At 59.3% G+C, this 22,751-nt stretch carries 14 protein-coding genes; 5 read left to right on the forward strand and 9 right to left on the reverse strand.

Annotated features, from left to right (window positions below):
• Positions 1-79: 79 nt before the first annotated feature.
• The 6 genes from HNR46_RS11580 to HNR46_RS11605 all read right to left on the reverse strand — a co-directional run bounded on the left by HNR46_RS11580 (position 80) and on the right by HNR46_RS11605 (position 9,047).
• Positions 80-652, reverse strand: a complete 573-nt coding sequence (locus tag HNR46_RS11580) for a rhomboid family intramembrane serine protease (RefSeq protein ID WP_184018948.1) — start codon at positions 650-652, stop codon at positions 80-82.
• A 98-nt stretch (positions 653-750) separates the two neighbouring features.
• Positions 751-1,239: a DUF6515 family protein gene (locus HNR46_RS11585; protein WP_184018950.1), complete on the reverse strand. Its 489-nt coding sequence runs from the start codon at positions 1,237-1,239 to the stop codon at positions 751-753.
• A 196-nt stretch (positions 1,240-1,435) separates the two neighbouring features.
• A complete protein-coding gene (locus HNR46_RS11590) occupies positions 1,436-1,915 on the reverse strand; it encodes an EF-hand domain-containing protein (protein ID WP_184018952.1) in 480 nt (159 codons plus the stop codon).
• Between the two features lie 364 nt (positions 1,916-2,279).
• Positions 2,280-2,975 carry a class I SAM-dependent methyltransferase gene (locus HNR46_RS11595; protein ID WP_184018954.1) on the reverse strand — a complete coding sequence of 232 codons (696 nt, stop codon included), beginning with the start codon at positions 2,973-2,975 and terminating at the stop codon, positions 2,280-2,282.
• Between the two features lie 161 nt (positions 2,976-3,136).
• Positions 3,137-5,977, reverse strand: coding sequence for an aconitate hydratase (gene acnA, locus HNR46_RS11600; RefSeq protein ID WP_184018956.1), 2,841 nt, complete (start codon positions 5,975-5,977; stop codon positions 3,137-3,139).
• Between the two features lie 298 nt (positions 5,978-6,275).
• Complete coding sequence (locus HNR46_RS11605; RefSeq protein WP_184018959.1) at positions 6,276-9,047, reverse strand: bifunctional aconitate hydratase 2/2-methylisocitrate dehydratase; 2,772 nt, start codon at positions 9,045-9,047, stop codon at positions 6,276-6,278.
• 797 nt (positions 9,048-9,844) lie between these two features.
• Between HNR46_RS11605 and HNR46_RS11610 the strand changes: the two genes are divergently transcribed.
• The 3 genes from HNR46_RS11610 to HNR46_RS11620 are packed head-to-tail and all read left to right on the forward strand — an operon-like array spanning position 9,845 to position 13,206.
• Positions 9,845-10,228 carry a hypothetical protein gene (locus tag HNR46_RS11610; RefSeq protein ID WP_184018961.1) on the forward strand — a complete coding sequence of 128 codons (384 nt, stop codon included), beginning with the start codon at positions 9,845-9,847 and terminating at the stop codon, positions 10,226-10,228.
• 55 nt (positions 10,229-10,283) lie between these two features.
• Positions 10,284-12,053: an Hsp70 family protein gene (locus HNR46_RS11615; protein ID WP_184018963.1), complete on the forward strand. Its 1,770-nt coding sequence runs from the start codon at positions 10,284-10,286 to the stop codon at positions 12,051-12,053.
• A 52-nt stretch (positions 12,054-12,105) separates the two neighbouring features.
• Positions 12,106-13,206, forward strand: coding sequence for a hypothetical protein (locus HNR46_RS11620; protein WP_184018965.1), 1,101 nt, complete (start codon positions 12,106-12,108; stop codon positions 13,204-13,206).
• A 16-nt stretch (positions 13,207-13,222) separates the two neighbouring features.
• Here HNR46_RS11620 and HNR46_RS11625 read toward each other — a convergent pair whose 3' ends face one another.
• From HNR46_RS11625 to HNR46_RS11635, 3 genes are all read right to left on the reverse strand, one after another.
• On the reverse strand, positions 13,223-13,930 hold the full coding sequence (locus HNR46_RS11625) for a 3-keto-disaccharide hydrolase (RefSeq protein ID WP_184018966.1): 708 nt from the start codon (positions 13,928-13,930) through the stop codon (positions 13,223-13,225).
• Positions 13,931-14,365: 435 nt separating this feature from the next.
• On the reverse strand, positions 14,366-15,439 hold the full coding sequence (locus tag HNR46_RS11630; protein WP_184018968.1) for a pyridoxal-phosphate-dependent aminotransferase family protein: 1,074 nt from the start codon (positions 15,437-15,439) through the stop codon (positions 14,366-14,368).
• 41 nt (positions 15,440-15,480) lie between these two features.
• The gene (locus tag HNR46_RS11635; RefSeq protein WP_184018970.1) at positions 15,481-21,042 is read right to left on the reverse strand and encodes a LamG-like jellyroll fold domain-containing protein; all 5,562 of its coding nucleotides are present in this window, start codon (positions 21,040-21,042) and stop codon (positions 15,481-15,483) included.
• 211 nt (positions 21,043-21,253) lie between these two features.
• Between HNR46_RS11635 and fabG the strand changes: the two genes are divergently transcribed.
• Together fabG and HNR46_RS11645 are read left to right on the forward strand one after the other, a co-directional pair.
• Positions 21,254-22,003 carry a 3-oxoacyl-[acyl-carrier-protein] reductase gene (gene fabG, locus HNR46_RS11640; RefSeq protein WP_184018972.1) on the forward strand — a complete coding sequence of 250 codons (750 nt, stop codon included), beginning with the start codon at positions 21,254-21,256 and terminating at the stop codon, positions 22,001-22,003.
• An 8-nt stretch (positions 22,004-22,011) separates the two neighbouring features.
• Positions 22,012-22,485, forward strand: a complete 474-nt coding sequence (locus HNR46_RS11645; protein ID WP_184018974.1) for a SixA phosphatase family protein — start codon at positions 22,012-22,014, stop codon at positions 22,483-22,485.
• Positions 22,486-22,751 lie beyond the last annotated feature (266 nt).

Genomic DNA, 22,751 nt, shown 5'->3' on the forward strand with positions numbered 1-22,751 from the left:
CCGAACAAAGTCCCCGACTTCGTCTGATAGGGGACCTTTGTCCGTCGCTCCTCGAGCTCCTTATTGTCTGTCCAACTCTTCAGGGGGACGCTCCAAGAACCAGGATCGCCGGGAGGGACACGATCCGAAAAAGCACGACGCAGTGAACGGAGTTCGTCGGAAATAAAACGATGTAGGCACCCAGCACTCCCGAAATGGCACCAGAAGCGCCGAGGGTGGGGACGATGCTGTCTGGGTCGACGGCAACTTGTGCCGCTGTGGCAGCGATGCCGCTGATGAGATAGAAGACCAGGAATCTCCACGCTCCGAAGCGATGCTCAACATTGTCGCCGAAGATCCACAGGTAGAGCATGTTGCCCGCGAGGTGGATCCATCCGGCATGCAGGAACATGGCGGATAGGATCGTCAGATAAATGGGCTGAGGTCCAGGGCTGTGGTGAACCCAAGCCAACTGAGAACCCACGTTGAGGGGAAATTCACCGATGAGGTCTTTGCCTGTCGTGATTTCAAATGGCACGGCACTGAAGCCGTGAGTGAACTCGGGATGGAGAAGTTGAGCAAAGAAGAGGCCGACGTTGGCGACGAGAAGTCCGATGGAAATCCAGGCAGGTCGCAGGAGGTTACGGTCGTCATCCGCCAGCGGAAATAGCATGCGCGAGTGTAGAAGCCGGAAATGCCGATCGACAAAAAGAAACGGCCGACCCCCTTCCCAGAGGTCGGCCGTCGGTTGCTCAAGGCGCTTTCGCGCGCTTAGAAAGGATTCGCAACGATGACGTAACCGTTGTTTTGGGGTTGGTAATAGGTGTTACCTGCAACGTAGTAACGGGTGCCTCGATGGGTCACGACGCGATAGCCGGAAGGGAGCGTCTGAACGAAGTGCGCATGGGAATCGCGGTCGTAGCGGCCGTCTCGGCGATCGTAGCGGTTGTCTCGCTGGTCACGCCAGTTGGGGCGGCCATCGCGATCACGATCTCCGTGGGGGCCAATGTATTGGCCTCCGGGACGCTCCACGACGACGTATCGGTTTCCACGTGGGCGGTAGTAGACGTCGTTGTGCCGATAGTAGGTGGTTCCACTGACGCTCACCGTGGAGTAGCCAGAAGGAAGGGTATTGACGACGTAGCCCGGTTGGTAGGTGGTCACCGAAGCAGGGCCAGCATAGTAGGGGTCGACACAACTCGAGAGGGAAAGTGCTGCGGTGAGGGCGGCAGCGGAGATGACAAGGTTTTGAAGTTTCATCAGTTACAGGGGTTGGAAAGAGCGTCGGGCACTTTCGTGTTGGCCTCTGTGTCGCATTCGCTGCGCCGATGATCTCAAATTTGAGTAGATGGCGTGTTATTAGTGGGTTGCGTGAATCCTTGTTGTCCGGGGTTCATTCGTTTGTCATGCATCCCGCAACGGTGATGAAGCGGGATTGCACGACGCAAACCACCGATCAGAGGCGGGGGAAGAAGGGAGGCCAGACGACTACTTGATTGTTGCGAATCCCAAACTCCCAACGGCTGAGGTAGTAGTTGTCGTCCTTGTCCTTTTTGGCGAACTGACGCAAAGCCTTGGCCCAAGATTTCCCTTGCCCGAGAGTGTTGGCATATTCTTCTGGATTGAGGAGGCCATCGCCGTCTTCATCGGCAATTTCAAAAATCTCAGCCTTGTTGGGGTTGCCGCCTACTTTGCCACCTCGGGAGGCGAGGAACTCGACACGATCAATGGTGCCATTCACATCGGCATCGGCCCAAGCGAAACGAAACATGGCCTTGGCCACTGAGTTTTGCCGAGGCTGGGTTTGCAACCATTCAACGGTATCGAGAACGAGATCTTTATCGATATCGAACCGCTCGAACTTCCGCTCAAGTTTCTTCAGTTGTGTGGCTTGAAGCGATCCGACCAGGAGGGGAAGGAGAAGGAGGTATTTCATAAGAGCGATTTAAAATTAGGGAAACTTAAATAAATCTCGAGCGAGGTTTCGTCAAGGCAGGGGATTTTTCAAAATTTCCATGATGGGAGGCCTCGCCGTCGGTGGGGTGACGGCGGGCTTCATCAACAGGACGAGTCGATTCGGGAATTATTCAGGCAAAGTTGAAGAATCTCCGATGGAAAAGGCGGGTCGATTTGCCAAGAAGGTGCGGCTCAAGGGAAGTTGCTTCGAGAAGGGCATGTCGTGGCCGGTGGGGACCAAGGAATTTCGTGTCGTGCCTTCGCGAAGGGGCAAGTGTCCGTCTCCGTCGAAGGGATTCGAAGGGCCTCTCTGGGTTGAGATGAACCGATATGGAACGGCCGATTCAGCGACGGATGGAAGACCAAGCGTGGATGAGGCCAACTTGGAAATAGGCCAGAGGGGTGTCGAATCCACCTTCTATGAGGAGAGCTTCCACCTGATCGGTCGGAACGACCGCAACGTCCTTCCGGTAAGCGTCGCGCATGCGGGTAACGCCTTCTTCTGTGATCCCATGGCCACTCATCATCTGGAACCAAATGTTGAGGAGTCGTTCCCCATCGGGGGAATTGAGGTCGCCAGAGAGATCGGAGCTGACGAAGGGGGCCCCGGGGCAGAGCCGGTTGGCAATGGATTGGAAAAAACTGATTCTTGCGGAACGCTTGGTGAGGAACTGGGAGACAAGAAATGCCGTGGCAGCGTGAAAGGGTGGACCTGCCGGAAGGGTGTCTAAAAAGCCGGCATGCAGGGTGCAGCGCGACAAGAGGTTCCGGGTAGCGGCCTTGCGACGAAATTCTTCCAGCATGGCGAAGGAGGGTTCGACGGCAGTGAAGCGCCAGCCAGGGAAGTGTTCGGCGAGCCCCAGAATTTCGGCCCCGGTGCCCGCTCCGACACAGAGGATGTGGGCTTCGGCGGGTAGTGCGGAGAGCGCGGCACAGGTGAGGAGGTGAAGGGCTTCATTGAGGGCCGATAAAGCACTCCACTGGGAGTCATATTGGGCAGCTTGCTGGTCGAAAATCTGGGTGATGGCATCCGCGTCCATGGGTGGTGGGAAAAAAGCCGGGAATCGTCGGAACGCAATGGGCGAGTCGCGGTGCGTGGGGAATTGCCATCGCGATGGATGGGTCTGGGGAAAGGCCACCGATCGACGGCGATCTCCCACGAACTCCGTGGAGATGCGACGCTAGGGAGTTGGAAGCGTCCTTAGCCGAGAATTTGGTTGAGAACGTAGGGTAGGATGCCACCCGAGGTGTAGTAGTCCACCTCTGCTGGGGTATCCAAGCGGACCTTGAGTGGTATCTCCAATGTGGAGTGATCGGCCTTGTGGGCGACGAGGGTGGCAGATTGTCCGGGTGTGAGATCACCTGCGATTCCGATGATGTCAAAAGTGGCGTCGGTGAGCTCTTTGACCTGATCGTAATCGGCTTTGTCGACGAAGTTGAGCGGAAGAACCCCCATGCCAATCAGATTGGAGCGGTGAATGCGTTCGAAGCTCTTGGTGACGACTGCCTTCACGCCGAGCAGTCGAGTGCCTTTGGCGGCCCAATCGCGGCTACTTCCCATGCCGTAGTCGTCGCCACCCACGACGATAAGGGGGGTGCCTTCGGCTTGATAGGCCATGGAGGCGTCGTAGATAAAACAGGGCTTGGCTGAGCTGGCCGACGCGATGTCCTGATCGGGAGCGGCGACGTCAAGTTTGCCGAAATACTGGGTGTATCCCCCTTCGATTCCGGGGCACATCAGATTCTTGATGCGGACGTTGGCGAAGGTTCCGCGTGTCATCACCCGATCGTTGCCACGGCGAGCGCCGTAGGAATTGAATTGAGATTTTTCGACGCCATTTTCCAAGAGGTACTGTCCAGCCGGGGAACTGGGCTGAATGGCTCCCGCAGGGGAAATATGGTCGGTGGTGACGGAATCTCCGAAAATGCCGAGGGGTCGTGCGCCTAGGAGATCCTCCGAGGTTCCGGCGGTGCCGTCGAAGAAGGGCGGAGATTGGATATAGGTCGAGGAATCGTCCCAATCGTAGGTGGCCCCGGAGCTTCCGTGGATTTCGCCCCACTTGGGGTTGGCGGAGGCAACGTCGCCATAGAGCTTTTGGTAGACCGCAGGCTTCAGGGCCGTTTCGAGTTGGGCTTTGATTTCCGCTTGGCTCGGCCAGAGGTCTTTGAGGAAGACCGGTTGACCTTGGGAGTCGTGACCCAAAGGTTCGGTGGTGAGATCGAGGTCCACGCGACCTGCGAGGGCGTAGGCGACGACGAGAGGAGGGCTCATGAGAAAGTTGGCCTTGATCGAACCATGGACCCGGGCTTCGAAGTTACGGTTTCCCGAGAGAACGGAGGCGCAGACGAGGTTGCCTTTTTTGATGGCTCCTTCGATGGCGGGATGGAGGGGGCCTGAGTTTCCGATGCAGGTGGTGCAGCCATAGCCGACCGTTTGGAAGCCGAGGGCATCGAGTTCTGCCTGAAGGCCGGTGGCTTCGAGGTAGTCAGTCACGACGCGGGAGCCAGGGCCAAGTGATGTTTTGACGTAGGGGGCGATGGTCAGGCCAAGGGCGTTTGCTTTCTTCGCGACGAGTCCCGCGGCGAGCATCACGCTGGGGTTGCTGGTATTGGTGCAGGAGGTGATGGCCGCGATCAAGACGGCTCCGTGCCGGAGTTCGGTGGTGATGGGGGAAAAGGCTTCTCTGGCAAAGATCGTATGGGGAGCGGGGCGGTTGGTGGTCATTTCCGCCTGATCCATGTCGCAACCTGGTTCGGATGGTTCGAGCAGGGAGCCGACGGCATAGCCAGCGGGCTCGGGCATATTGAGTGCGAGCGTGGTTTCTCTTTGCTCGGAGGAAAGACCGTAGCCGCCCGATGATGGCGGGGCGGTGAAAAGGGCATCGAAAGTCTCGCGGAGTGCGGGGACATCGATCCGGTCTTGCGGCCGTTTCGGGCCGGAAACGGAAGGGACAATGGTGGAAAGGTCGAGTTCGAGCTCAGAGGAGTATTCGCATTGGCCTTTGTCGGGAATTCCGAAGAGGCCTTGGGCTTTGTAGTAGTTTTCGACGGTAGCACAGTGCTCGTCCGAGCGGCCGGTGCCACGGAGGTAGGCGAGAGTTTCCTCGTCGACAGGGAAGAAGCCCATCGTGGCCCCATATTCAGGGGCCATGTTGGCGATGGTGGCTCGATCAGGGAGCGAGAGGGCTTTGGCTCCGGGACCGTAGAATTCGACGAATTTTCCGACCACACCATGTTGGCGAAGCATTTGGGTCACGCGAAGGGTGAGGTCGGTCGCCGTGACCCCATCGGGAAGCGTTCCATGGAGGTAGACTCCCACGACCTCGGGAACGAGGAAGGTGACGGGTTGGCCGAGCATGCCGGCTTCCGCTTCAATGCCCCCCACACCCCAGCCGACAACCCCGAGTCCATTGATCATGGTGGTGTGGGAGTCGGTGCCAACGAGGGTGTCGGGGAAATACACGCCGTCTTTCGAGAGCACCCCTTTCGCGAGGTATTCAAGGTTTACTTGGTGGACGATTCCGATGCCCGGGGGAACGACGGAGAAGGTATCGAATGCTTGTTGGCCCCACTTAAGGAACTCATAGCGCTCGCGATTGCGGATAAATTCGATGGCCATGTTGCGGTCCAGCGCCGATTGCGAACCTGCAAAGTCGACTTGAACGGAATGGTCGACGACGAGATCGACAGGGACGAGGGGTTCGATCTGATCCGGGGAGGCGCCACGGGCAACGGCAGCATCTCGCATGGCGGCGACATCGACCAGCAGCGGCACTCCGGTGAAGTCTTGGAGGACGATGCGTGCGACGGTAAAGGGGATCTCGTAGTTGCCAGGTGACGGGGCGTGATAGCTCGCGAGGTTCTTGACGTCTTCTTCAGTGACCTTGCGGCCATCGATATTCCGCAGGAGCGATTCCAATACGATCCGAATGGAAACGGGGAGCTTGGCGAGGTGGGGAAATCCCTGCTCTGCGAGAGCGGGCAATGAGTGGAAATGGCCGTCAGCTCCAGAGCCGGTCTGAAAGGTGCGCAAGGTATCCATGGCGCCAGCCTAGAACAGAAATGGCAAAGCGTCGTGTGGAAATGAAGGTGGCACGACTAGGGGATGCCTGAGTCGGCAAAGCGTCCGCGCCGTTGACCTTCGCTTGGCTCCTGAATTTGCCTCTTCGACCGCAGTGGCTGCAGTCCGATGCCTCAGGAGAGCCGAATGGCCACTCATTAAGAGGAAACGAAAGGTCCGGGAGCACCTTCTCTTTCCGAATTTGATTCGGAAGGCGGAGGAGGTGCTCCATGGATAGGAAGGATCGAGATGAGTGGAGGCCGCGAAAGGCCTGCTCGCATCAGTTCGATACCATTTCGGCCACGGGAGGTGCGAATTGGGTGAGGGGGATGCCTTCGACGGCGACCTTGTATTCGTCGAGCGTCGGCGTCCGGCCGAGGATGGCGGAGAGAACGACGACCGGAGTGGAGGAGAGCAGCGACTCCCCCTTCTTCCGTTCGGAGTCTTCGACCACACGCCCTTGGAAGAGGCGGGTAGAAGTGGCCATGACGGTATCTCCCTTGGCGGCCTTTTCTTGGTTGCCCATGCAGAGGTTACAGCCAGGACGTTCAAGATACATCATGTTCTCGTATTCGGTGCGCGCGGCGGCCTTCGGCGCGTCGTCGTCGAATTCGAAGCCAGAGTATTTTTCGAGAGTCTCCCAGTCGCCTTCCGCTTTCAGCTCATCGATGATGTTGTAAGTAGGGGCCGCAACAACAAGCGGTGCCTGGAATTCGACCTTGCCCTTGGCTTGTTCGAGGTTCCGGAGCATTTGGGAGACGATCTTGAGATCGCCTTTGTGGACCATGCATGAGCCCACGAATCCGAGGTCCACGGTTTTCTCACCTGCATAGTAGGAGAGACCGCGAATGACGTCGTGGGTGTAGCGTTTGGAGACGTCATCGTTGTGGACATCGGGGTCGGCGATCATCGGTTCGTCGATGATGTCGAGGTCGACCACGAATTCGGCATGGTACTTGGCATGGGCATCGGGAGCCAGAGGCGGTTTTTCGCCGGAGCGGATCTCGGCGATGCGTTTGTCGGCTTTGTCGATGAGGCCCTGGAGAACGCGTTCTGCGTTGTCCATGCCCTTATCGATCATGATTTGGATCCGCGCTTTGGCGATTTCCAGGGACTCGATGAGGGTCTCGGGCTGAGAGATGCAGATGGAGGCCTTGGCCTTCATTTCTGCAGTCCAGTCGGTGAAGGTGAAGGCTTGGTCGGCGGGCAGGGTGCCGATGTGAACTTCGATGACGCGGCCTTGGAAGACATTCTCACCGAACTTTTTGAGCATCTGTGCCTGAGTGGCGTGAACGACGTCGCGGAAGTCCATGTAAGGTTTGAGCTCACCCTTGAAGGTGACCTTGACGGATTGCGGGATGGGCATGGTGGCCTCGCCCGTAGCGAGGGCGAGGGCGACGGTGCCGGAGTCCGCTCCGAATGCGACACCTTTGGACATCCGAGTGTGAGAGTCTCCGCCAATGATGATGTCCCAATCGTCCACAGTGAGGTCATTGAGGACCTTGTGAATGACGTCGGTCATGGCATGGTAGCCGTCTTTGGGATCCCGAGCCGTGATGAGTCCGAAGCCGTTCATGAATTTCATGAGCTTCGGGATGTTTGCTTGGGCTTTTTTGTCCCAAACGGAAGCGGTATGGCAACCGGACTGGTAAGCCGCATCGACGATGGGAGAGATGACGGTGGCCGCCATGGCCTCCAGTTCTTGAGAGGTCATCAGGCCGGTGGTGTCCTGAGAGCCCACAATATTGACTTGCACGCGAACGTCGGAACCGGCGTGCAAAGTCATGCCTGGCGTAGTGCCGACGGCATTTTTGTTGAAGATTTTTTCAACGGCGGTGAGTCCCTGACCTTCGTGAGAAATCTCTTTGGATGGGGCAAAGACGGCAGGTGCCTCCATGCCAAGAGTCTTGGCTGCGAAGGTTTGGAGTTTTTTACCAAAGACGATGGCGTAGGAGCCACCGGCTTTGATGAATTCCATCTTCTGCGGGGTGAGAGCTGAGGCGATGTCGACAAGTTCTTTGCCGCTTCCGTAGAGTTTTTTGTCCTTGGTATTGATGGTGAGGACAGTGCCGGTCTCGACGGAGTAGACTTGTTCGAGAATCGGGTCGCCATTGGCATCGAGAACCGTTTTGCCATCGGCGTCGGTTTTCTTGACCCAGTTTTTGAGGTCGATGCCGATGCCACCGGTGACGCTGACGGTGGTGAGGAAGATCGGAGAGATCCCGTTGGTGCCAGCGACGATCGGGAAGATGTTGACGAAGGGTACGAACTTGCTGGCCTGCTTTCCGGTCCAGAGGGCGACGTTGTTGACGCCGGACATGCGCGAAGAACCGACGCCCATGGTGCCCTTTTCGGCGATGAGCATGACGCTCTTGTCGGGGTGAATGTTCTGCAGGCTGCGAATGGCAGATTGGGCTTCCGGGGAGATCATGCACTTCCCGTGCAGTTCACGATCGGAGCGTGAGTGGGCCTGGTTGCCAGGTGAAAGGAGGTCGGTGGAAATGTCGCCTTCGGCGGCAATGTAAGTGACGACGGGGATCTCTTCGGGGACCTCGGGGAGTTGGGTGAAGAACTCGGCTTGGGCGTAACTTTCGAGGATTTCCTTGGCGATGGGATTTCCGGCTTCGAAGGCTGCGGCGAGCCGTGCGGTGTCCGCCTCGTAGAGAAAAACCTGAGTTTTGAGAACCTTAGCGGCTTGCAGCGCGACGGCTGGATTTTCTCCCAATGCGAGGTTGAGCAGGACCTCAATGGAGGGTCCTCCTTTCATGTGCGAGAGCATCTCGAAGGCGAACTCGGGCGAAATCTCGTCAACCAAGCTCGTTCCGAGAATGATTTCCTCAAGGAATTGGGCCTTTTCGCCGGCGGCGCTTGTGGTGCCGGGAAGGGTGTTGAAAATCAGAAACTGAAGGGAGTCCTTCCTTGCTTCATGGGCGGGGTCTTTGATCTGGGAAATGATTTCGGCCAGCAGCTCACCACTATCGATGGGCTTGGGGTGCAGGCCTTGTTCTTTCCGCTCCTCAATTTCCTTAATGTATTCTTGATACAGGCTCATGTCTGCTCAACGGCGTTGATTTTCTGGTGGGAGTGCCCCATGGCCGGAGGCCATGCTCAGAACCCAGCAGGCGCGATTTCCTGAACACCGATGAGAGCCGGTGCGAAGGTGATGGCGCTGGGGTTTTCCATGGTGGCGGGCGGTTTGGGTTTCGGTGAGTTTTTCGGAGAGAGGTCGGAGTCAGGAACCCATCGGTTTCAGGGCAATCCGCGGACTCTGTGGGATGGGCGCGCAGATTACCGGGGGGGGGATGGATGTCAAAGAATGATGACTGTCAGAGGTGGCGGTCGGCCGAGGGTTGCGGATGTCTAGCAGGAGGCGCGCCGGGGTGGGGGTTTCTGTGAAGGGACCTCAGGTTTCGTTACAGTATGGGTGAGGGAAAGCGGTGATTCCGATGGGTGGTGTGGGAGAGTGGTGGAGGGGAGGGCGGAGCCGACATGTCGGCTCCGGGGAGGGTGGCGAGGTTGGGTGGAGGTGGTTGGGGAAAGCGGTGACGTGTCACCGCAGTCCGATGGGTGGGGTGGGAGAGAGGTGGAGGGCGGAGCCGACGTGTCGGCTCCGGGGAGGGTGGTGAGGTTGGGTGGAGGTGGTTGGGGAAAGCGGTGACGTGTCACCGCAGTCCGATGGGTGGGGTGGGAGAGAGGTGGAGGGAGGAGCCGACATGTCGGCTCCGGGGAGGGTGGTGAGGTTGGACGGAGGTGGAAGGGGAAAGCGGTGACGTGTCACCGCAGTCCGATGGGTGGGGATTTGGATGATCCGAGTCTTGCTGTTGGAAGCTGGGGGGGTAGGCTGGGCGGATGCATCGCATGTTGATGATGGCCGTCGGATTGGTGGCAGGTTGGGGGCTTTCGGGTTGTGCCGGAGGGCCTTCCGGAGCTTCGTCGGGTGAAATGGGCGATATTGCGACCGATGATGGTGCGACGGGCGGCATTTCTGAGGTCCCGAACCCGACGCCAGAGATGGCTCGGGCTAGTGGCACTTCGTTGGAGACGCTGCAGCGCGGTCATGTGGTCTACATGCTCAAATGTGGGGAGTGTCATGCGTATCAGCTGCCGAAGGATCTTTTCATCGATGAATGGGAGGATGCGATCCCCACCATGATTGGCCACGCAGGTCTCGGTTCCGAAGACGAGAAGGCGGTGCTTGCTTATGTGGTTGCGGTGAAAGGCGACGACGACTGATCTGAAGCTTGAATGCCGGGTTGCCAGCCGGGCGATGGTGGCCATCTTGGCCGGGATGAGTGAGCTGATTGTCGGAATCGACTTGGGCACGACGAATTCTGCCATCGGGGTGGTGGATAGCGGATTCCCGATCCTGCTGGCCAATGCTGCCGGCCAAAGGATTACGCCGAGTGCGGTGGCCTTTGGTCCGGAGGGTGAGGTTCAGGTCGGGGAAAAGGCGCTGCGTCAGCGATCGATGCGACCGGTGGTCACCAGCGTGAAGCGGCTCATGGGGCGTCGAGGTGAGGAGGTGCTGGATTTTTCACTGCCTCTCGAGATCGACGGAGAAGGCCGGCTCCGGGTGGAGGGTCATACGCCCGAGGAGGTGAGCGCGGAGATTCTGCGGGAGTTGAAGCGCGTGGCGGAATGGCGGCTGGAGCAACCCGTGCACAAAGCGGTGATCACGGTTCCGGCATATTTCCATGATGGACAGAGGAATGCGACGAAGCGGGCCGGGGAGTTGGCGGGCTTGGAGGTGGTCCGGATCGTGAATGAGCCGACGGCTGCGGCGCTGGCGTATGGTTTGGACAAGCTTGGCGAGAAATCGCGGGTTGCCGTGTATGACTTCGGGGGGGGCACCTTTGATTTGTCGGTGTTGGAGATGCAGGATGGGGTATTTCAGGTGCTGGCGACGCGGGGAGATACGCGGCTTGGAGGCGATGATCTGGATGCGGCCTTGGTGACGTGGTGCGCGAGGCAAGCCGGAGTGGAGTCGACCGATGTGCGATGGGTCGAGGAGGCGGAGCGGGTGAAGCGGGCATTGAGTCAGAAAGATTGGGAGACGTTCCGGTTGCCGTTTTTCGATGGTCAGAGGAGCTTGGAGATTCCAGTAAGCCGGGAGGACTTTGAGGCTCTTTCGCGACCGTTTGTTGAAAAGACTCTGCAATGTTGTCGGGGTGCCTTGGCGGATGCAGGGGTGACTGCGGACGAGTTGGATGCGGTGATTCTGGTGGGAGGGTCCACGCGGATTCCGTCAGTTCGGCAGGCCGTTGCGGAGGCATTCGGTCGAGAGCCGGACTTGTCGCAACATCCCGATGAAGCGGTGGCGCTGGGAGCCACGATTCAGGCGGGGGTGCTCAGTGGTGCCATGAAAAAGATGGTTCTGCTCGATGTGACTCCTCTGAGTTTGGGCATTGAAACCTTTGGGGGGCTGATGAATGTGCTGATCCCGCGGAATACGACGATCCCCTGCAAGGCGGGTGAGATGTTTACGAATGCCGCTGCGGGGCAGCGTTCGATGCAAATTCGGGTGCTGCAGGGCGAACGGGAGATGGCCCGCGACAACTGGCCGTTAGGCGAAGTCGAAGTTCCCTTTGAGGCATCGGAGAAAGGTCGGGCTCGAGTGGGGGTGCAGTTCCGGATCGATGAAAATGGGATTCTAGAAGTTCTGGCGCGGGATACAGCAACCGGCCATGACACCGTGATGGAGATTCGCAGCGCAGCCGTGGATGTTTCTGATGAGCAGGTGGAAAGAATGGTGAGCGAATCGGTGGAGTATGCCTTTGACGACATGGCGGAGCGGATTTTCACGGAAGCCCGTTTGAAGGCCGAGGAACTCTTGCCAGCGGTGGATCAGGTGCTCACCCAAGGAGGCGATCTTGTCACGGAGGTGGAGGAAACGGAGATTCGCGCCGTGGTGGCGGAAGTGAAGGTGGCTTTGGAGGTCGGGAAGGCTCACGAGCTCAAAGCCGCGGTGCAAAAATTGGATCATGCGACGGAGGCGGTAGCCGCGCGATTGGTGGAACGGGCGATGGAAGAGGCGCTTCTTCGCAAAATGGGCGGGTAGTTCGGATTGACCCGGGCCGCTGAGCTGCCTTGGATCATGGCCGGACATTGCCATGACGGAGAAAGCGGAAGGTTGGTATCATTGCGGGCGCTGCGGCCATCTTTATGAGGCTGCAGACACGGGGCTGTGTCCACAATGTGGTGAGAGCCCGATCATCAGTGATTCGGAGGTGGCCTATCACCAGGCGGTGGCGGAGACCCGCGAAGTGGCGGCGACTTCTGCATCCCTCCGGCCACGCGGGAAATCCGATGGCCTGGTGAAGTTCACCCTGGCCTGGTTGGGATTTTTGGTGGTGATCGGCGGTGTGATCGCTTTGGCTCGAGCATTCCGAGAAGAAGGGCCGAAGGAGGCCCTCGATTTCAGCCAACAGACCGAGAGCCTTCAGGAGATCAATGAGGCGTTTTCGAAGTGCTATCCGAAAGTCCGGGCATATTATTCGAGTGTGTCGCCAGAGCTGCGGGGGCCATTGACCTTGCATCCGAGCCGGACGCTGGAGCGGATGAGCCGCTGGCCGGAGGAAATGGTCTTGATTGATGCCTCGACTTTGTTGCGCAACCAGACGTTCCGAGTTTTCCAAACCTCTGAGGGCGAGACAGCGGCAGGTCGTTGGGAGTTGGAGAACGGCGATCGGGTCGAGGCGGTGTTTCGGAAGGACGATGAAGATCAGTGGGCGATCGATTGGGAGCAGATGGTGCGCTACTCAAGTGAGGTGTGGCCTGTTTTTCTAAGTGGTCTGAGCCAACAAAGTGGTGAGTTTCGCCTACTCGCTCGCCGTCGGGCGACCGATTCACTGGGAGTGGGGGATGTTTCCCGCATCGTTTTTCATCAGCCAAGTGCCCGCCGTCCTGGGGAGTATGGTCATGCTTCTCCGGAGGTCATCGTGGATCCTAATTCGGAAGATGGGATGATGCTTTCGGAAGCCTTTCGCTTGCGGGATGCCGGAGATGCGCCATTTCACAGCCGGCTGACGGAGGGGGATCCCGCCGGGATGATTCGGGTGCGCGTCCGATTGACATTGGGTCCCAAAGACGAGCACGGTCGCGTAACTCTGCGCCTCGACAAGGTGATGGCTTGCCATTGGATGGACCTCGGGGACTCTGGAATGGACGAAAAAAAGGCCCCCGCCGCAGCGGAGGCCCCAGAAGAAGAGTAGATTCGGTCGATCTGCCTTACAGCTTACGCAGGCGGACCGTGCGGAAGGAAACGGTATCTCCGTGGTCCTGGAGGGCGATGTGGCCCTGTTTGGCTTTGTTGAAGTGTTCCCAGCCGTTGAACTTCGACTTGGAGAGCATCTCCTTGAATTCATCGGTGGTCGAATCGACGTCGGCGGTGACGGTGCCGTTCAGGTAAAGGGTGATCCGAGTGCCTTGGATGACGAGGCGGGCTTCGTTCCACTCTCCGGCGGGTTTGGACCACTCAGGCTTGGCGGACTTCAGGGCATAGAGGCCCCCGGCGAGGTTCTTGGCCTCGATTTCGTGAGGGTACTTGTGAGTCGGGCTCGGGAAGGAATCGAGGATTTGATATTCGGGACCGCTGACCCAAGGGTAGTTGTGCTCTTCGGTTGAGCGCCAGATGATTCCGGAATTGCCGCCGGAAACAATTTTCCATTCGCAGCGGAAATCGAAGTCACCAAATTCTTCCTTGGTGATGAGGTCGCCACCGCCGCCTTCGGTCAGGGTGATGGTGCCATCGACGACTTTCCATTGGGCGCGAGGTTCTTCTTCGCGGAAAGTGCGCCAGCCATCCAGTGACTTGCCGTCGAACAAGAGTTCGAAGCCCTGTTCTTTTTCTTCAGGGGTCAGGGTGTTGGGTTCCGCAGCGAGGAGGGTCGGGGCGAGGAGGGCGAGGGCCAGAGGTAGGGTTGATACGGCTTTCATTCGGGCGTGTCATACGCAGCCACGAGCTCTGGCATTTCGGCGGATTTTTATGAAGTGGATGAAGGGGAAAGCGGTGACGTGTCACCACAGTCCGAGAGGGGGTGGGAGAAAGGGGGAGGGCGGAGCCGACGTGTCGGCTCCGGGGAGGGTGATGGGGAGGGAGAAGGTGTGAAGGGAAAGCGGTGACGTGTCACCGCAGTCCGAGAAGGGGGTGGGAGAAAGGGAGAGGGCGGAGCCGACGTGTCGGCTCCGGGGAGGGTGATGGGGAGGGAGAAAGTGTGAAGGGAAAGCGGTGACGTGTCGCCGCAGTCCGAGAAGGGGGTGGGAGAAAGGGGGAGGGCGGAGCCGACGTGTCGGCTCCGGGGAGGGTGATGGGGAGGGAGAAGCTGGAAGGGGAAAGCGGTGACGTGTCACCGCAGTCCGAGAGGGGGGTGGCTATCCAGCGAGGACCTCGTCCATGGCGTCGATGAGTTCCTGCATCGTCGCTTCGGTTTCATTGCCCATGTTGGAGATCCGGAATGTGAGGCCCTTGATTTTGCCGTAGCCGCCATTGATGAGGAAGCCGTGCTTCTCCTTGAGCGCCTTGATGAAACCAGGGAGATCAAAATCTTCGGGAGTGGTGAAGCAGGTAAGAGCCTGGGACTGATGCCCTGGCTGGGCAAAAATCTCGAAGCCGTGCTTGGCTCCCCAAGCGTGGATCATGGCATTGGTCCGAGCATGGCGGGCGAAGCGATTTTCAAGGCCTTCTTCGGCAATCTTGCTCAAGATGTATTGGAGCCCGAAAAGAGTGGAGATCGCCGGGGTGGAAGGCGTGTTATTCGCTTCGTCGTTCTTGGCGAACTCCAAGAAATCAAAGTAGTAACCGCGGTTCGAGGTGGCGGCAGCCCGAGCCATGGCGGCTTCGGAAACGGCGAACACGGCGAGGCCGGGCGGAAGGGCCAGAGCCTTTTGGACACCGGCAATCATGACGTCGATCCCGAGCTCGTCGAATTTCACCGGAACGGTGGAAAGTGATGAAACGGTATCGACAATCAGCAGGGTATCGGGGAACGACTTGACGACCTTGGCCACGCCTTCGAGGTCATTGAGAACTCCAGTGGAAGTTTCCGAATGGATGAAGGTCACGGTGTCAAAACCACCCTCTTCCAATTTCGCGCGGACGAGTTCCGGATCGATGGCCTGTCCCCATTCGACCTGAACTTTGTCAGCTTGATAGCCTAAGCTTTTGGCGACGCTGAACCACTTGTCGGAAAAGGCGCCGCAGCACAGACAGAGAACCTTTTCACGGACGAGATTGCGGAGCGCTCCCTCCATCACGCCCCAGGCGGAGGAGGTGGAAAGAAAGACGGGGCGGGTGGTGCCGACGATTTCCTGGAGGCCGGGGCGAAGCGAGGCGTAGAGGGCCTCGAAGTCCTTGCCGCGGTGCCCGATCATCGTGCGGGACATCGCCGCGTAGGTCTCGGGCGAAACATCGATGGGACCGGGTGCGAACAGTTTCGGGGACGACATGCGCGGAACCGTAACGGCGTCAGGGAGAAGGCCAAGCGGAATTAGGGGCGGCTGACACGGAGTCTGAGGAACTGTCGAGGGGCTTCCGGGATGGGAGTTGGAGAGGCGAAAATGACGGTTTCGGTGCCATCTCCATGGTCGAGCGGATAGCCGGGAAGGAGCATGGCGGGTTGCCAATCGGTGCCGAGGTGGGTGCCGGTTTGGTGCCAGTAGCTCAGTCCTTCAAGAGCCGGGTGGGGGCGTCGGTAGGTCGAGGTCAGGTAACGGATTCCGTCGATCTCACGGAGTGCTGGCGCAGGCAGGACATCGGTGTCGGCATGCAGAGGGTGGGTGCCGAGGGCTGCTTCGAGAAGGTTGTCGAGGCCATCACCGTCGGGATCAGCATCATCGGCGGCTTGATCGCTTGCCGCGCCTGTTAGGCCGCCGAAGGATTCGATTTTCCATTCGTTGACGGGAGAATCTTCGAGAACCGCGGTGGCACTGGCGGGATCGGCGGTATAGCCATCGATTTCCTCGGCGATCAGAGTGAGGGTTCGTGGGCCAGTGGGATGGGTCGCATCGAGCGGAGTGACCCGCAGTGTGGCACTGGAGGCTCCGGCAGGGATGAGGAAGTATGAGGTGAGGGGGGAGGTGGTGAAGTCGATTCCGGGAGTGGCCGAAGTGGCGCTTTCCTCAAAAGAAAGAGGGATTTCGAGGGCGTGGGTGGTGGGGCCAGTCCGGCTCAGGGTGAACTCGGCGGTGTCTCCTGTGCCACGGCGGGCGAGGGAGTCCGTCGCGGTGAGGGAGAGTCGACTTCCTTGGACAGCGAGAGTGGCGAGTTCTTTGGAGGTTAGGGCTCGTGCGTAGAGCCGGACATCATCCAAATCACCATCGAGAGTGTTTTTTCCGGATCCATTGGGAAGTTTGGTGCCGAGATAAAGGGGATCGGTACTGGATGCCAGGAGTCCGGAGTGGTCGGCGGAAGCGATTTCCTCTCCGTCGTAGTAGAGGATCATGTGCAAGCCGTCGAAGGTGGCGGCGACGTGAACCCAGCGACCGGTGTCCGGCAGGGGAGCTTCGAGGCGGCCGATGCCTGCGAGTTGCCAAATAAAGAAGCCATTTTCGGCGTGAAAGCGGTATTGGTTGTCGCTCGATCCCTTCTGAAGGATGCGTCCATTGTCGATCCAGTTGTTGGCCCGGACCCATGCGGAAATGCTGATGGCGACGGGAGGGTTGAGGGCATCGGTAGAGGCGACGGTGACGGATTGGCCGATGGAGTGATCAAAGGCGAGAGCTTGGCCGAGGCGGCCGTCGTCGACCCAGCTTGGGTAGGGGCTGGTGAGGGTGCCGTGGTGGCCTCGTCCAGAGGTGTCGCGGGCGACGGTCCCAGAACTGGCATCAAGGGGCCAGTGAGCGACCAGCCCGCTGTCGAGACTGGCTTCGGCCAGCGCCGCGATGTCCGCGCCGGAGAGGGCGAGGTTGTAGAGACGGATTTCGTCGAGGTCCCCGGACCAGTGGTCCCCGGCAATGGAGTTGGGAGTTTTGGTGCCGATCCAAAGGGGATCATTGGTCGTGGGGATGGCTCCGCTGGCTTCGTCCCAGGCTACCGGAATGCCGTCGACATAGAGGATCATGAGAGAGCCATCGTAGGTGGCGGCAAAATGGTGCCAGCTCCCCGCGGAAGGGAGCGCGGATTCGATGCGGCCTATGTTGGTGATTTCGAAAACGAGGGCCCCTCCTTCGGCGAGGAGTCGATATTGGTTGTCGTTGGTGCTTTTCTGAATGATGCGCCGGTTTCCGGACCAATCGGCGGCCAATCCCCAAGCGGTGAGGGTGAGGGCCGTGGTGGGATTGAGGTCGGGATGCGAGGGCACTTCGAGGCTTTGACCTTGTTCGCCGGAGAAGGTCAGGGATCCCCCAAGGTGGCCCGCTGAGTTCCATACGGGGAGGGGGGCAGAGAAGGTGCCATTGTGACCGGCACCCGTCGCATCCATGGCGGTGGTCCCGGATCCATCATCCAATCGCCACCAGGCGACGAGCCCGACATCAAGGGGCGTGCCCGCAATGGCGAAGGTGAAAAGGGGCTCATCCGGATCATTGGATGCGATGGAGACCGTGGCCTCCTGACGGGACGCTCCGATGGGGTCGAAGGTGATGGAGAAGGTGGTTTCGGAGCGGGCGGCGATGGGAGATTCTGGAGTGATCGTGAGAGAGAAGGAGGGGGATCCCGGGCCTTGAAGCGTCACCGCGGGTGTGGTGGTGAGCTGGAGAGGAAGGTTGCCGAGGTTTCTCAGGGTGAAGGTCCGGGTCACGGGACCGGTCTCTGCCGTGACGACGCCAAAATCGGTGCCATCGAGGAGATCAGGAACGAGATCGGCGTGGAAAATTTCGGTGCCGAGTCCGGCGAGTTGGATCTCGGGAGCGGGCGGGCCGACATCGGGGATGGCCGTGGCGGAGTTGGACGGGTCCGACTGGACGTATTCGCCGTAGGCTTTGACGCGATAGGTGTTTTCCTGGAAGGGCGCGGCAGCCGTATCGATGAAGCGGGTGGAACCCGGATCGACATAGCCAAGTATTCCGAACGCGCCTCCGGCGATGGAACGTTCGATGACGAATCCCTGTTCGTTGTCTGAGAGGTCGGCCCAGGCCAGTTCGACTGTCGAGTTGGAGGTGGGGAGTGCGGTGAGCTGAGTGGGGGCGGCGACTTCTTCTTCGGGGAGGGAAAGGATCCATTCCGCAAGCATGGCGACGCCTTCCTCGTCGATGCGATTGCGGGCGAGAGGAGGCATATGGATCTCGCCGTTGGTATTGACTCGTCGATAGAGCACGGAGTGGTCGAGATCGGCGGGAACTACGACGCGATTGTCGGCATCTCCAAGTTCGTTGACGAGCATTCCATAGTAGATGCCCTGCTCGGAAAATTCGGCATCGTAGCGGGCGTCCCAGAATGCCTGAACGCCATTTGGGCGGTGGCAGTAGGCACAGTTGGAATCGAGGTAGGACTTGGCTCGTTGCTGAAGGGTGGAGGTGGTGTCGTCGTGGTCGTGAAGCCGGTCGAAGGTGGCGAGGTCGGCTGCGCTGAGAGGGGTATCGAAGAGGCCAACATGGTCCCATGCGAGCAGCTGCTCGTCGGTGATTCCATTGGGATATTCGAGGGTGCGATTGAACTGCCGGGTGTTGAGTCCAAGGGCGCCTCCAGCCTGGGGGTTGTGGCAGGTGAGGCAATCGCTACGGCTTGGGTAGTACCATGGCTGACGGCGGGTGCCGACCTCGAAACGGGCGGTGGTTTCGGCATCTGCAGTATGGGCGGTGACGGCGAGGCCGAATTCTACGGAATCGGGGAAATCGAGAGTGACGCGAGCATACTCCATCCAGGTGAAGCCATCGCTGCCGGAATAGGCGATGAAGGTATCTCCGCTCCGTTGGAGGCGTAGCCAGGTGTTCGGGTAGCTGACGGTGGGTTGGGGGAGGGGAGGATACAGGGCCGTGGCATTGCCTCCGGTGGTGGCTCGGTACTGGAATTCGTAGCCGCCCGTGTTGTTGTTGCGCTCCGCGTTGCTTGGAAAGACCAATGCCATGATGTGGCGGGCATCGGGCGCCAAGGAGTCCCGAACCATCAGGCCGGACTTGGTGTAGAGGTCGGATTGGACGACACTTTCGACCCGTACGGCGACGTCGAAGTCCCCGGTGCGGGTCTGGTGAGCGAAGTGGAATTGATCGGAGGTGTTCCAAATGTCGGTGCCACCGGCGTGGATGGTCACGAGATTGCCATTGCGGGAAGTAGAGCCTGGATAGGTGGGATTGCCGATGTCCACGGAGGTGAGGGCGTCCCAAGGGTCGGTGGTGATGGTCACACTTTCCGCCAGGGATCCGTCGAGCAAGTCTGCCTCCGTCTGATCGGCGCGCCATTTGTAAGTGGCACCGTAAACTTCGCCGTCTTCCTTCACGACCAAGACGCGGGTTTCGAGGTTGCGCAGGATGCTGGGATTGGAGGCGTCCACAGGCAATTGGAAGTGTTTCACAAAGACACTGCCGGGTGGAAAATCCCATCCTCCTGTGGCGTGAAATCCAACGGTGGTGCCGGCTGGGATCATCGCGAATCGAGTTTTGACGGCGCCGTCCGACCAGAATGGAGCATTGATTTCGTAGGGGATCAGCTGATCGCCGGGTTCCAGAGTCGTAAGGTTCTGAAAAATTCCGGTGGCGCTGAGAGTTGCTGGAAGCGGTTCGCCGGGTTCGGTGGCTCCTCGATCAAGTTTGTAGATGCGTCCCTCGGTGCTACTGAGTTGGCAGAGGTAGATTTCTCCCTGGGCGTCGGTGCCGAAGGAGCCGAGGCCCCGATAGTCGTTACCAGAATTCGGACCGGGTCCGTCGGGAAGGATGGCGAGAGGTACCTTGGTGGCGGGAGAGACGCTTTCGTCGAGATACCAGACGATTCCGCTCATGTTGTCGCCGAAGAGATATTTTCCGAAGAGTTCGGGGAAGCGGCTACCTCGGTAGACGTAGCCACCGATGACGCAGCTGCCGTCGCCAGTGCCGTGAGGGTAGTCGATGATGGGGCGCTTGCTGATGCCGGGATACGGAGGGGTGAGGTCTCCGGTATTGCCTTCAATTCTGGGCCACTGAAAATTCAGGCCGGGAGGATCGTCCGGTTCGATCACGCTGATCTCTTCGCGGGCTTCCGCGCCGACGTCGCCGATGAAAATCCGTCCTGTAATGGCGTCGACAGTCATGCGGTGGGGGCTGCGCAGACCGAGGGCATAGAACTCTTCGAGGGCTTCGGGTTGGCCTACGAAGGGGTTGTCATTGGGGATGAAATAGCGGGGCCAGTCCGGGCTGATTTCATTGATGGCTCGGACGGTGGGGGGGTGGCTGATGTCGCCGCCCCGCTGGTCCACATCGATGCGCAGGACACCGGAGAATAGTCCGGTATCGATGACTTGGCCGTTGCGACCGGGATTGGCATCGTCACCATTGGTGAGGTAGAGAAATCCGTTGTCGGGGTGGAAGAACATGCCGCCACCATTGTGCCATACGGTGGCGTCCTGTTGGTCGATGACGACGTATTCGTCGTTGGGGTCGGCTTGGTAGGTGGCGTCGAGCGTGAAGCGCGACAGGCGGTCACGAGTTGGGGTGGCGGTGGGAGGGCGATTGTTGGCATCGCCGAGAACCGGGCCGAGGTCACCACTGGCACCCGAGATGCCACCACGCCAGTTGTAGTAGACAAAGATCTGGCGGTTGTTTTGGAAATCCGGGTGAGGGGCGACGGCGAGCATCCCCGAGTCGTCCCACCCCTGAGTGTTTCCTGAGAGGTCGATGACCAGAGTTTTCTCGGTGGTCTCGGGATCGTTCTCGAAGGACCAGATTTTCCCTTCCCTTTCCCAGACAATGAGTCGTTGAGTGCCGGGGATGGAGGTCAGGCCGACGGGATTGAGAAATGTGAGGTTGGGAAAGGCGAGAACCGTCGAATAGTCCGTGGGGATGGCCGGAGGCTCTGTTGGGAAGGTTCCGTCCCAATAGGGGCCCACAGTAGGACGCTCGGACAAGCCGTGGGTCTGGGCGGGGAGATGGGACGAGAGAATCGCGAAGAGGGCGGAGAGGAGAAGACCTTTGGGTTGTGCCATGAGTCGGGTGGGTTTTGCCGAGACGTGGAATGAAAGAAGACCTCAGGGTGCCGATCTTGGGACGGTCCCCCGAGGGTAACCCGATCAGGTTAGAAGGGGATTCAGAGAGGTGGTGGATTGTTTGGTGGCGAATTCGTCACGGAAATGCGGGGTTGGACTGACTGGAGGAGTTTCCCATTGCATCCGATGGCCGGATGCGCAGCCTCGGGGCATGCAATCCTTTGAAGGAAAAGTGGCGGTCGTGACCGGTGGTGGTCGGGGTATTGGCGGAGCGATCGCGCGGGCATTGGCCGAGCGGGGTGCGAAGGTGGCGGTGATCAGCCGAAGTGAATCCAGTTGTGGGGCGACAGCAGAGGCGATCCATGCGGATTTCCCGGGTGCGGCAAAGGCCTATGCGGTGGACGTGGCGGATCACGAGGCCGTGCAAGCGTTGGGCAAACAGGTTTTGGCGGATTTTGGGTCCGTCGATATTTTGGTGAACAATGCAGGGGTGACCCGCGATGGCTTGTTGATGCGGATGAAAGATGAGGACTGGATGGCGGTGCTTGATACCAATTTGAAGGGCGCGTTCAACACGGTGAAGGCATTCATGCGGCCGATCATGAAGTCGGATCAGGGTCGGATTTTGAATATAGCTTCGGTGATCGGTTTGATGGGCAATGCGGGCCAAGCGAACTATGCGGCGAGCAAGGCGGGCTTGATTGGTTTCACCAAATCCGTGGCTCGTGAGCTGGCGGGTAAAGCCGTGACCTGCAATGCCATCGCGCCTGGATTTATCTCGACGGACATGACGGATGTGCTCCCTGAAAAGGTGCGTGAGGACATCATGGCGAAGATTCCGCTCGGGAGTTTTGGCAAGGTCGAGGATGTGACCCAGCTGGTATTGTTTCTCGCGGGTCCCGGAGCACGCTACATCACGGGTCAGGTGATGGCGGTGGATGGCGGGATGACCATGCAATAAGGAGAACCATGGAGCTGATTCTGCTGCGTCACGGAAAGGCCGAAGACCACCGGTCGGAAGGCGATTTTGATCGTCGACTGGTGGACAAAGGGATGCGCCAGGCGCGGCGGGCAGCGCGTTTGCTGGGCGGGCTGGATCGACTGCCGGAGGTGGTTCTGAGCAGCCCTCGAATCCGAGCAAAGGAGACGGCTGAACACTTCTGCGATGAGGTGGGATTGGGGGCGCCGGTGATTCAGTCATGGCTGGACTGCGGGATGAATCCCGAGGAAGCCATGCGAGAGCTGGCAGCGTTCAGTGAGTTTGAAAGAGTAATGATCGTGGGACACGAGCCGGATTTTTCGATGCTGGTGGAAAGCTGGATCGAATGCCGGGGAGGGGTGGAGGTGAAGAAGGGGGCGCTGGTGGGGCTGGAGGTGATGCCTCCTAGGCGCGGGGGGAGGTTGGTGTTTTTGGTTCCGCCCAAGATGGTGGGTGGTTCGTAGGATGGGGGACCGGCGTCCGATGAGGGCGAGGGTTTTGGGAAAGCGGTGACGTGTCACCAAAGTCCGAAAAGGTTTGGGGTGAGGCGGATGGTGGAGGGCGGAGCCGACGTGTCGGCTCCGGGGTGGTGTTTGGGGTGGGGGCGAGGGTTCTGGGAAAGCGGTGACGTGTCACCGCAGTCCGAAAAGGTTTGGGGTGGGGCGGATGGTGGAGGGCGGAGCCGACGTGTCGGCTCCGGGGTGGTGTTTGAGGTGGGGGCGAGGGTTTT

The sequence above is a fragment of the Haloferula luteola genome (assembly GCF_014201715.1).
GTDB lineage: Bacteria > Verrucomicrobiota > Verrucomicrobiia > Verrucomicrobiales > Akkermansiaceae > Haloferula > Haloferula luteola.